8 protein-coding genes and 1 other RNA gene are annotated in these 12,419 nt (G+C 36.8%); 4 read left to right on the top strand and 5 right to left on the bottom strand.

Annotation, left to right across the window (positions count from 1 at the left end):
* Positions 1-564: 564 nt before the first annotated feature.
* From ffs to ACQV2R_RS02305, 5 genes are all read right to left on the bottom strand, one after another.
* Positions 565-655: signal recognition particle sRNA small type (ffs, locus tag ACQV2R_RS02325), an RNA gene on the bottom strand.
* Positions 656-772: 117 nt separating this feature from the next.
* The gene (tadA, locus tag ACQV2R_RS02320; RefSeq protein ID WP_428873098.1) at positions 773-1,297 is read right to left on the bottom strand and encodes a tRNA adenosine(34) deaminase TadA; all 525 of its coding nucleotides are present in this window, start codon (positions 1,295-1,297) and stop codon (positions 773-775) included.
* A gap of 86 nt (positions 1,298-1,383) precedes the next feature.
* Positions 1,384-1,734 (bottom strand): hypothetical protein, encoded by a 351-nt coding sequence (locus ACQV2R_RS02315; protein ID WP_428875057.1) that lies wholly within the window; start codon positions 1,732-1,734, stop codon positions 1,384-1,386.
* Positions 1,735-1,919: 185 nt separating this feature from the next.
* Positions 1,920-4,391 carry an ATP-dependent Clp protease ATP-binding subunit gene (locus ACQV2R_RS02310; RefSeq protein WP_428873097.1) on the bottom strand — a complete coding sequence of 824 codons (2,472 nt, stop codon included), beginning with the start codon at positions 4,389-4,391 and terminating at the stop codon, positions 1,920-1,922.
* A gap of 36 nt (positions 4,392-4,427) precedes the next feature.
* The gene (locus tag ACQV2R_RS02305) at positions 4,428-4,898 is read right to left on the bottom strand and encodes a CtsR family transcriptional regulator (RefSeq protein ID WP_428873096.1); all 471 of its coding nucleotides are present in this window, start codon (positions 4,896-4,898) and stop codon (positions 4,428-4,430) included.
* Positions 4,899-5,218: 320 nt separating this feature from the next.
* Between ACQV2R_RS02305 and ACQV2R_RS02300 the strand changes: the two genes are divergently transcribed.
* From ACQV2R_RS02300 to opp3C, 4 genes are all read left to right on the top strand, one after another.
* Complete coding sequence (locus tag ACQV2R_RS02300) at positions 5,219-7,831, top strand: vitamin B12-dependent ribonucleotide reductase (RefSeq protein WP_428873095.1); 2,613 nt, start codon at positions 5,219-5,221, stop codon at positions 7,829-7,831.
* A 163-nt stretch (positions 7,832-7,994) separates the two neighbouring features.
* On the top strand, positions 7,995-9,629 hold the full coding sequence (locus ACQV2R_RS02295; RefSeq protein ID WP_428873094.1) for a peptide ABC transporter substrate-binding protein: 1,635 nt from the start codon (positions 7,995-7,997) through the stop codon (positions 9,627-9,629).
* Between the two features lie 770 nt (positions 9,630-10,399).
* On the top strand, positions 10,400-11,341 hold the full coding sequence (locus ACQV2R_RS02290; RefSeq protein WP_428873093.1) for an ABC transporter permease: 942 nt from the start codon (positions 10,400-10,402) through the stop codon (positions 11,339-11,341).
* Positions 11,342-12,412 carry an oligopeptide ABC transporter permease gene (opp3C, locus tag ACQV2R_RS02285; protein WP_428873092.1) on the top strand — a complete coding sequence of 357 codons (1,071 nt, stop codon included), beginning with the start codon at positions 11,342-11,344 and terminating at the stop codon, positions 12,410-12,412. It begins immediately after the preceding gene.
* The last annotated feature ends 7 nt before the right edge of the window (positions 12,413-12,419 follow it).

Genomic DNA, 12,419 nt, shown 5'->3' with positions numbered 1-12,419 from the left:
AAGGTGGAAAATTACATTAAATCAAAAACGATTTTCAAGGCGCCTATAATACTAAATATACTAAAGGTAATTTCCCCCCATGCACCCATGTAGGTATGTCGCTTAGTTTCTTATGCAAAATACCCCTACAAACATTCGATATATCTTTATATTGATTAGCAAATTAATAAGTTTTTATTTATATATACTTAATATCATCAACCTTTGCAACAAGTTTAAACTATATAATAATCTATTTTTTAATCAACATTAACTATATTATTAGCTTGTCTCTTAAAAGTAAAAAAACACTCACCATGGTATGTAATCTCAATTATATAATCTTCTAGGAGTACTCTCTTTTAGATATAGATCCCCTCAGAAGCTTATAAAATAGACGATCAAGACAAAAAGTCGCATGAGTCACTTTCACACATTTACAACAATGTGACAGCGCTTAGATTATGTGTTGTTATGATAGCTTTTGATGACCTCATAAAAATATTCAAGAATATAAGAAGTTATCTTTTTGCTACCCTTTAAGTTTAAAAAATACTATAAAAGCCTATCTAATAAGGAAATTAAACAAAATAAAATAGGCACATGACTTCATCACTTATAGCTGCTACCTTCCGGTCCTGACTCGGTTCGTGAATCCATCATTGCCTTTTTATAGTATAGCATGAATGGCTCCTTTTGTAAAATTCATGTTTTAGAGCTAAGGTTCATCTCTTGCCTGTGTATAAAGTTGTGCATAAGTCGTCTTTTGCACAACTTTTCTGTGGATATCCTCCTATTTCGCCTTGTCTTTCTTCTTTGCTTTTTTCTTCTGTCGCAGTTGTCTAAAGAAATTAGACATCATCTGGCTACATTCTTCTTTTAAAACCCCCTCAATAACTTCCACTTGATGATTAAAGCGTTCCTCTTGTAATAAATTCATTAAGCTGCCACTGCAACCCCCTTTAGGATCTCTGGTAGCAAAAATTACTTGTTCAAGTCTCGCTAACACAGATGCTCCAGCACACATTGGACAAGGTTCTAAAGTTACATACAACTTAGCCCCTTGAAGCCGCCATGCTTGTAGCCTTTCATTAGCTTGATTTATCGCTAATATTTCAGCGTGACCTGTAGCTTGGTGCTGACTTTCTCTAACATTAAAGCCTCTTCCAATTATTTCATCATTGTATACAACGACAGCTCCAATCGGCACCTCACCAATTGCTTCAGCTTTTTTTGCTTCCTTAATTGCTTCAAGCATCCATTTTTTATGCTGGACCTGTTGATTTGAATCCAACTCTTTAAATAATAAATTCTCCATTCACTGACTCCTATTTAAATAAAAGTATTTCAAATTAAAAAGCAACCTCCATCTATAGGTTGCTTTTGACTATATATCTGTAATTATTAAAACAGATTATGCATTTTTTCACCAGCATCATCAGCTAGTTCTTTAGCACGGTTAATAATCTGAATAAAACCTTCACTCATTTGAGACTGAGTGGCCTTAGTCTTATTAGCAATACCTACTAAAGTATTTACTTCTTCATCAGAAAGGTCATTTACGATATTCACTAAATGATCGGAGCCTTTTAATTGATGCTTAACATAAGCTTTGACTTTCTCACGGTTAATCATGCCTCTTACACGTTCATTAGCATCATCATCTAAATATGTATAAAGAATAACGCCTGTAACGGCTGCAACAATTGCTGTACCAGCGATGATATTGGTCAATCTGTTCTTTTTATTCAACATAATATATTCCACCTCTTTATTAATTTCTTTTTACTTCATATAAACCTTATCACTAAACGTACAAAATAGATAGTAAAATGCTTTCAGCTTTTGATAGACTATCAATTATTATAATCAAAAAATAGTAGCTGAATAAGCTAGGCTTACTCGGCTACTATTCTAGATAAGATCATCGATTTTTCCAGCTATTTTGATCGGTTGTTAATCCGAATGGATCCTGAGCGACCACCAATTGTTATTTTATCTCCTAAAGCAATATCTCCATTCAAGAGCATCTCACTTAATTCATCTTCAATTTGTTTTTGAATAGCTCGGCGGATTGGACGCGCTCCATATTCTGGATCAAATCCTGCTTCCGCTATAATATCGATTGCTGTATCAGTTATACGCGCATTAATTTCTAATTCATCTAATCGTTTAACAATCTCATTGGTTTGAAGTTTAACAATTTCTTTAATATGTTCTTTATCCAATGAGTGAAAGACAATCGTTTCGTCGATACGGTTTAAAAATTCTGGACGGAAAGCACGTTTTAACTCTTCTAAGATACGCTTTTCCATCGCTTTAAAGTCATCAGCAAAGCTAACCGCGCTGAAGCCAACTGACTTCTCGTCGCGAAGAGCAGTAGCACCGATATTAGATGTCATGATAATAATTGTATTTCTAAAGTCGACCCGACGACCCTTACCATCTGTTAAATGACCGTCATCAAAAACCTGTAATAAGATATTAAAGACATCTGGATGCGCCTTCTCAATTTCATCTAGTAGAATCACTGAATATGGTTTTTGGCGAACTTTTTCAGTTAATTGTCCAGACTCGTCATAACCGACATATCCTGGAGGAGAACCGACTAAACGAGAAACGGCGTGTTTTTCCATATACTCAGACATATCAACACGAATCATATTATCTTGTGAACCAAACATGGAGTTAGCTAAGGTTTTGGCTAATTCTGTTTTTCCAACACCCGTCGGTCCTAAGAATAAGAAGGAGCCAATTGGTCTTTGTGGACTCTTCAAGCCTGAACGAGCACGCCGAATAGCACGCGCTACTGAAGAAACGGCTGAATCTTGTCCTATTACGCGTTCATGCAACTCAGCTTCTAAATGAACTAAACGTTTAGCTTCCGCTACATCCATTTGATAGATTGGCACACCTGTTGCCAGTGCTGTTACTTCAGCTACATGTTCAGCGGTTACTTTTGGATAACTTAATTCTTTTTGTTCATTTTTTTTCTTGGCTTTTTTGTTAGCCTTCTCAATAACTTTTTCTAAATCTTGCTCTTCTTTTCGAATATCGGCAGCTAATTCAAAATTGCGGTCGAGAATGGCTTGTTCTTTACGATTCGCTAGGTTTTTTTGTTGCAATTCTAGCTCTGCTAAATTATCAGTTTGCTTGCCTTCTTCGATTCTTACTTTAGCCGATGCTTCATCGATTAAATCAACCGCCTTATCAGGCAACTTACGCTCATTCATATAGCGTGAGGACAATTTGACTGCCGCTTCAATCGCTTCGTCACTTATCTCCACATGATGATGCTGTTCATATTTAGACCTTAGTCCAGTTATAATTTGAATAGACTCAGCTTGAGAAGGCTCTTCAATCACAATTTTAGAAAAACGACGTTCTAAGGCAGAGTCTTTTTCAATATGCTTTTGATATTCATCGAAGGTTGTAGCTCCCACTGTTTGAATTTCTCCCCTTGCTAAAGCCGGTTTAAGAATGTTGGCAGCATCAATTGCTCCTTCGGCTCCTCCAGCTCCAATAAGTGTGTGGAGTTCATCTATAAAGAGAATTACTTTACCATCTTGAGATATTTCTTCGATTATCTTCTTCATTCGTTCTTCAAATTCGCCTCGATATTTAGTTCCTGCAACTAAAGCAGCTGTATCTAACATCATTAGACGTTTCTCAGCAATTTCACTTGGTACTTTCCCTGTCACCATTGCTTGAGCCAGCCCTTCAGCAATCGCTGTTTTTCCAACGCCCGGTTCTCCTACAAGAACAGGGTTGTTTTTCGTTCTGCGAGAAATAATTTGAATCATACGACGAATTTCTTTTTCGCGACCGATAACCGGATCTAATTTACCTTCGCGTGCCAATTGTGTTAGATCTCTTGAAACTCCATCCAAAGTAGCAGTATTAGATTGAGTATTCGTGTTTTGTTGACGTCGCCCTCTTTTACTTTGACTATCTGAACGCTTCTGCTGATTAATTCCAATTTCCTCGAATATTCCTTTACGTAATTCTGCCAGATTAATTCCTATATTTTTCAATAATACCGTAGCGAGTATTTCTTCTTTCAGTAAGCCTAAAAGTAAATGCTCTGTCCCTACTTTTGGAGCGCCAAGACGTTTAGCATCACTAGAGGCATTCATTATTACTTTTTTGGCGCGTGGGGAATAAGGAATGACCACTTCACCACGTCTACCTGCTTTTAAGCTTTTTCCATGAATCATTTCTAATTCATCTACAAGCACAGCATATTCTGCCCCATAATCTCTTAAGACTTTACCGGCAATTCCATTTTCTTCACGAGCTAATCCTAACAAAATATGTTCCGTACCAACTGCTTGATGGTGGAAAACATAGGCATGCTCGGCTGCAAACATCATAGCCTGGCGTGCACTTTCTGTAAATAATTCTTCAAACATTTATTTCACCTCTATTTAATAATCCTCGACTGAGAGCTAACTAGTTAATTCATAGCGTAATTGATGGAGAAAAGTTTTTAACAACATGGCTCGAGCCACTTGATCTTGATTTGAAATCGCATGAAGGACAGATTTTTCAATCACTGATAAAATAAGTCTTCCTTCCCTTTGTGTGATTATTTCTCTTTCAATCAACGTTTCAATAATATTCACACCATTTCGATATGAAATTTGATTGCCAATTAATTCTAACATTGAAGCAACTTCATCTGCATCCGAGGTCAATTGAGTTTTTAAAATACGGATATAACCGCCGCCCCCTCGTTTACTTTCAACCAGATAACCATGCTCTTGAGTAAATCGTGTATTAATAACATAGTTGATCTGTGAAGGGACACAGTCAAATTGATCAGCAATATCGCTGCGCTTTATCTCTACATGTTCTGCGTTTTGCAAGAAGGATTTAAGATAAGCTTCAATTATATCGGACATATTTTTTCTGGACAAATTCAACCCTCCTTCAAACTAATTTTGTTTAACATTGACTTTCTTTGACCATTATACACAATCTTTTTATTTTTGAAAAGCTATTTGTTTGGACTTGTCTCTTAATCACGATTAAGTAGTCATAGGTATAATTTCATTCAATGTTTGTGTTTTTAAGATTGAAATTTTGTTTTTTAGCAAGTATACTAAACTACAGAACTTAATAAACACAATATATTGGGCTTTATTTTATCTTTATATCCTATATATTGTGTTTCTTGCTATGTTTGTTAGAATATTCAAAATGTATCGAAGATCTTAATAGAGAGGCTGAACTGATTATGGAAACGAATACTTTAATTCCAAAGACTGTCGAATGGAACCGTCAAGATCTTAATGAGGCTATCAAACATTTCCCTCAAGTAACTCCTGTTACATCGGAAATGAAAATCACTCACTCTGGTGTCTCACGAATGGTTATGTTAGACAGGTATTCTTTTAAAGACACCGCTAAGAAAACTCTAAAAGCTGGCGATTTAGTAGTCTTAACTGTAAAGCCTGATCCATCCTATCCTGCAAGAGGTATTGGTATTGTGCAAGAACTTGATTGGGAAAAAGGTCAAGCTCTTGTTTTATTAGAAGAAGAATACCGTGGTAATCTTGAAAACGAAAAAGAGCGCCTTAGTGGCTTAATCTTGCGAAGCATTGACAGTTTAGATAAGCCTTTAGAAATATATTATGAACAAATCGCCCACCGTAATGCAGTCGGTTTAGCTGAAATTGAAAGTACAAAAGAAAAACAAGAAAGCTCTTTTGAAGCTTTTTATAATCAGCTTTCTAATTTAAACTTTGTCCCGGCTGGTCGTGTCCTATATGGAGCAGGCTCACAAACGGATGTTACTTATTTTAATTGCTACGTTATGCCGTTTGTCCCTGATTCTCGCGAGGGAATCGCTGAACACCGCAAAGAAGTAATGGAAATCATGTCGCGCGGTGGCGGTGTAGGAACTAACGGCTCCACTCTAAGACCTCGAAATACTCTGGCAAGAGGAGTAAACGGTAAGTCCTCGGGTTCTGTTTCTTGGTTAAACGATATTGCTCAATTAACTCACCTTGTTGAGCAAGGTGGCTCGCGCCGGGGTGCACAAATGATTATGTTAGCAGATTGGCATCCAGATATTATTGAATTTATCATTTCTAAAATGCAAAACCCCCGCGTTCTACGTTATTTAATTGAACAAACAGAAGATGAATTAATTCAAAAGCTAGCACAGGAAAAACTTAAATTTGTTCCACTCACTCCTAATGACCAAGTAATGCATGAAACAATTGCTTCCTATCAAAATAAAGAGGATTTTGGTGGCTTTAATGTAGATATCATTGAGCATTCTAGAGCTGTTTTACGTGATAAGGGTGCTTATGAAGTCCACAATGAAGACTTTTTAACAGGAGCAAATATCTCAGTAACTATCACTTCGGAATTTATGGAAGCGGTAGAGCAAAACCTAGATTGGGACTTACGTTTCCCTGATGTCGAACATTATAATAAAGAAGAAATGCATGCTTATAATACTCAATGGCATCAAGTAGGAGATGTACGTGATTGGGAAGAGATGGGTTATGCAGTCAGAACATACCGAAGTATTCCCGCTCGTGAACTATGGAAATTGATTAATATTTGTGCCACCTATTCAGCAGAGCCTGGTATTTTCTTTATTGATAATGCTAATAAGGATACCAATGCTAAAGCCTATGGCCAAAAAGTCGTAGCCACTAACCCTTGTGGTGAGCAACCTTTAGCTCCATATTCTGTATGTAATTTAGCAGCTATAAACTTAGCAAATATGGCTAATAAAGATGAACACACGGTTAATTTTGAAAAATTGAAAGAAACGGTTCGTGTTGGTGTGCGTATGCAAGATAACGTTATCGATGCTACCCCTTATTTCTTAGCAGCCAATCGTCATCAAGCTTTAGGAGAGCGCCGAATCGGTTTAGGTGTTATGGGTCTAGCTGACTTATTGATCTATACTAATCAACGTTATGGTTCTGCTTCAGGTAATCAATTGATTGATAAAGTCTTCCAAACGATTGCGATCACTGCTTATGAAACTTCGATTGAATTAGCCAAAGAAAAGGGAAGTTTCCCCTTCCTAATAGGTTCAACCGATGAAGAAACGAAACAATTGCGTCAAAACTTTATTTCAACAGGTTATATGCAGAAATTACCTAAGCACATTCATCAGGGTATTTTAGAACATGGCATTAGAAACTCTCACTTACTAACAGTCGCTCCTACTGGATCAACCGGTACGATGGTTGGAGTAGCTACGGGTCTTGAGCCTTATTTTGCCTTTAAATATTATCGCTCTGGACGTTTAGGTAAGTTTATTGAAGTAAACGCTGGAATTGTTCAAGAATATTTAGAGCGTCATCCAGAAGCAGATGCTGATCACTTACCAGAAACTTTTGTTTCAGCCATGGAATTAAAGCCAGAAGAACACGTCGATGTTCAAACAACTATCCAGCGATGGGTAGACTCATCCATCTCTAAAACAGTGAATGCCCCCAAAGGTTATACTGTTCAACAAGTCGAAGAAATATATGAACGTTTATACAGTGGGGGAGCTAAAGGCGGAACCGTTTATGTTGATGGTTCAAGAGATTCTCAAGTTCTTACTCTCAAAGCAGAGGAAAATGAAAAAGATCAAAATATTGCTCTTTTTGAGGTTGAAGATCAAGAAATACGTGTTGTCGATGAAGTTGAAGAATTGCGTCAGTTAGTTGATTTAGCTGAGAAAGATCATTATACCCAAAGCGGTCATACTGATGATGTGGTCTACGGTTCAGAAGTAGGAGATACTTGTCCAATTTGTCGTAAAGGAATCGTTGAAGATATTGGGGGTTGTAACACTTGTACAAATTGTAATGCTCAGTTACGATGTGGTCTCTAAGTATTTAAATTTGCTTGCACAAATGTAATCTCTAATTGATAAACCTTATCTTAATCTTGAGATAAGGTTTATCAATTTCTCTTTTAATCGACCCCCCAATCTTATTTTGTGAGTTTTTCACTTATCTATGTTATATTAAAGAAAAATTAAAAAGGAGCGGCTTATGAAAAATAAACTATTCAAATTTATAACGATTTCTATCGCAGTTACTGGTCTTCTCATAGGAAATCTTGCGCCGATATCAGCTCAAGAAATAGATCCCAATGTCGAACAAAAATTATCTATTATGTCGATTGGAGAACTAGCAACTCTAGACGCTATGCTTTATAATGATACCCCATCTTCAGATATGATCGGACAAATTTTTGAAGGACTTTACCGTGTTTCAACTGGTAGTGAAGTCGAATTGGGGCAAGCTGAAAATGTCGATATCTCTGAAGACGGTTTAACCTATACTTTCACCTTAAGAGATGGTTTAACTTGGTCTAATGGTGACCCTGTTACAGCTAACGATTATGTCTTTACTTATCAAAGATTAGTCGATCCGAATAACGCCAATACCTCTTCTTCTGTTGAAGTGTTTAAAAACGCTAGCAAAGTTCGTAATGGTGAAGCTGAACTTTCTGATTTAGGAGTGACTGCTCCTGATGAGAAAACTTTGGTAATTGAGTTAGAATATCCAGCTCCATATCTACCAAAATTACTCACAGGTTCTCGTTTTATGCCAGTTAACCAAAAGGTAGTTGAAGAAAAAGGTCAAGCTTATGGAACAAGCGCAGACAGTATTGCTATGAATGGTCCTTTCCTCATTGAAGGATGGGAAGGAACCAGTTTAGAATGGAAATTGATTAAAAACCCAAATTACTGGGATGCTGAAAAGGTCTTTTTAGAAGAAGTCCTAGTGTCTGTTGTTAAGGAAACAGGAACCGGAGCTGACTTATTTGACGCCGGCGAACTAGACTATACTATCTTGAATGATCAATTTGTAGGACAATACAATGGCGCTGATTTCTTCAACCAGATTCCTAAAGCAACTGTCGGACACCTACAGTTCAATGCCACCAAAGAACCAACCAATAATATTGCTTTGCGTAGGGCCATTATTCAAGCGATTGATAAAGACACTTATACCCAGTCAGTCATTCAAGATGGGTCAACTTCTTTAAACGGTTTCGTTCCTTCAGGATTTGATGTAAATGATGAAGGCGTGGATTACCGTGAAGAAGCGGGTGAAATGCTTACATTCGATATTGAGGCAGCTCAAAAAGATTGGGAAACAGCTCAAAAAGAATTAGGACAAGATAATATTGAGTTACAATTACTAATTTCTGACTCAGATTTAGCTAGTCGTACAGCTGAGTATATTCAAGCTCAATTAATGCAAAATCTTCCCGGATTAACGATTACAATTCGTTCTGTCCCTCTACAAAATCGTTTAGAATTACAAAGATCACTTGATTTCGATATCTTCTATGGAACTTGGGCTCCAGACTATCAAGATGCGATCAACTTTGTAGAACAAATGGAATCAGACGGAGGCATCAACTTTGGTCAATACTCCAATGAGAAAGTGGATCAATTAATTGATCAAGCCAGAAACGAGTTTGCCAATGACCCAGAAAAACGTCGACAAGCTCTTATTGAAGCAGAAAAGATTGCCGTCGCTGATGAAGCTTCTCAGTCTTCATTCTATCAAGCATCTACTACCTACTTATTGGATACTAGCGTAAAAGGCTTCGAAGTTTTACCATTTGGTCGAACAATCAATTTAAGAACTGCATATCGAACTGCAGAGTAAATCTATAATAAATGAAACTCTAAACTTTCTTTATTAAAATAATTAGGCTACCTAGCAGTGGAAGATCCACTACCAGGTAGCCTAATTTTCGGTATTTATCATCCTTTCAATAGATACCAACCTGCTCAACTTCCGTTAGGAATCTCTTTTTTAAGAATAGCTAATATTATCTAACATACCATGTGATTGAATCACAAGCATCTCTCTTGGCTCAAGTTTTACCACAAATAATGCCTGCTTCCCTTCAATTTCAGCTTTAGGATATTCTCCTTCTTGCTAAAGTATTACGTTCAAAGTCGTCAAAGGTCACTAACTTATCCGATTGTTTAATAGCTTCTACTCAACGAATTCTAGCTATCGGATATCTGTTCTATCTAAATCTTTGAGACAAATCGCTTTCTTAATATCACCCATGTGTCACTCCCTTAAAATTAATCATTCTTTAATTATTTATGGTTCGAATAACAAATTTATTTAGTTTAAAAGCTTTAATTATTATTGGACTTTATCCATTTATCAAGTATTATACAAGCTAGATCATTAAACAGCCATGTAGTATTATTAGCTAGAACTATTAATAGTCTGCCAATATTCTACTAAAGCTTTAAAATTTAATGGCTTTCCATTATAAATTTTTGACTCTATCAGCTCATGAAGTGGATAATTCTTACTTAATTGTATTAAAATAAAAGATAATATAAGCAATAATGGCATGATTGACACAAAAGGGTTTATACTGTTTAACTTTAAAATACGAAAGGTGGATAACCATGAATTCCTACACAAAATTTATAATCCGGCGTGTTTTTTATATGTTAATTACGCTTTGGATTATTATTTCCGTTACCTTTTTCCTCTTACAGTTCTTACCTGGTTCCCCTTTTGCCAATCAAGATCTTTTAACCGAGACCCAACTTCAACTTTTAAATGAAAAATATGGTCTCAACCAACCTTTACTTGTTCGCTATTTTTCCTACTTAGCAAATATATTAAAAGGGGATTTAGGGGTGTCCTTTCAATATAATAACTTACCTGTTACTAAAATTATTTTAGATCGAGCCGGCCCCTCTATGATTTTAGGAGCTCAAGCCATGGGTTTTGGTGTGGTAATTGGAACTATCTTAGGAATGATTGCAGCTGTTAAACAAAACACTTGGATCGATACCTTCACCTCCGTTTTTGCTATTGGCGGAAGATCTGTTCCCAACTTTGTTTATGCTGTGGTCCTTCAATTTCTGTTTGCTGTTTGGCTAGATTGGCTACCAATTGCTTTCTGGCGTGACGGCTATGCCTCAACTATTCTTCCAAGTCTTGCTTTAGCCATTTCACCTATGGCAGAGTCTGCGCGTTTCGTTCGAACTGAGATGATTGAAGTGCTTCACTCTGACTATATTGAATTAGCAACCGCTAAAGGCTTTTCAAAATTTTATATAGTTACTAAGCATGCGCTGCGTAATGCGATTATACCTCTATTAACAATAGTAGGACCCATGACAGCAGCTGCCATGACCGGCTCACTGGTAATTGAACAAATTTTTTCAATTCCTGGAATTGGTGAGCAGTTTACCAAGTCAATTTTAGTGAATGACTACCCAACCATTATGGGAATTACAATTATGTATTCTGTCTTATTAGTTGTTATTATTTTAATCGTCGATATTCTATACGGCTTTATAGATCCTAGAATGCGACAAGTTGAAGGAGGTGGCTAGATGCCAATCGAAAATTCTTTAAATACGGCGAATAATGCTTCAACAAAACACACAGCGGATATAGATCCAAAGCTCTTTCAACCGAAAATTTCTATCCAAAGTGAAGACAACGAAAAAATTGAAGCCCCTTCACTGAACTTTCTACAAGATTCATGGCGGAGATTAAAAAAGAATAAAGGTGCTATGATTTCACTCTTTTTCGTTATTTTAATTCTACTTCTTGCTATTTTAGCCCCATGGATTGCACCCGCTTCACCGTTCCAACAAAATCCAGCTCAAGCAAACCTCCCTCCTAAAATACCAGGTTTAGAAGATTTTTCATGGTTTAGTGGTAAAAGTGTCAACCGAGGTGGTGCTTTGACTGATGCCTATCAAAATGCCAATGTGGCTGAGGGAACCTACTACTATCTTGGAACAGATGGTTTAGGTCGTGACCTCCTCTCACGTATTTTATATGGAACTCGAATTTCACTTTTAGTCGCATTTATTGCTGTTCTAATCAATGTCATTATCGGTGTAACCTATGGCATGATATCTGGTTGGCTAGGCGGTAAGGTAGATACACTGATGCAAAGAATACTGGAAATTATTTCAGGTGTTCCCAATTTAGTAATCGTTGTTCTGATGCTTTTAGTATTGCAGCCCGGTTTACTATCTATTATTATTACGATTGCTCTCACCTCTTGGATATCAATGTCCCGGGTGGTAAGAGCGCAAACACTTCGTTTAAAACAACAAGAATATGTCTTAGCTGCTAAGGTATTAGGCCAATCGACTGGCAAGATTCTATTAAAACATATCCTTCCCAATATGTTAGGAATTATTATTGTCCAAATGATGTTTGCTATACCATCTGCCATCTTCTTTGAAGCTTTTTTAAGTTTCATCGGGATTGGAATCCCTGCACCCAACGCTTCCTTAGGAACTTTATTGAGTGAAGGTTACAAGACTTTTCGCTTTTTACCCCATTTAATGTGGTATCCAGCAGCTGTTATCTCATTAATCATGTTGTCCTTTAACTTATTAGCAGATGGACTGCGTGATGCTTTTGATCCCAAAATGAAAGAGTAGGTGACTT

It is taken from the genome of Facklamia sp. P12937, from assembly GCF_050409505.1.
Lineage (GTDB): Bacteria > Bacillota > Bacilli > Lactobacillales > Aerococcaceae > Facklamia.
Note: the sequence above shows the minus strand (reverse complement) of the source record. Positions and strands in the feature narration are given on the sequence as shown.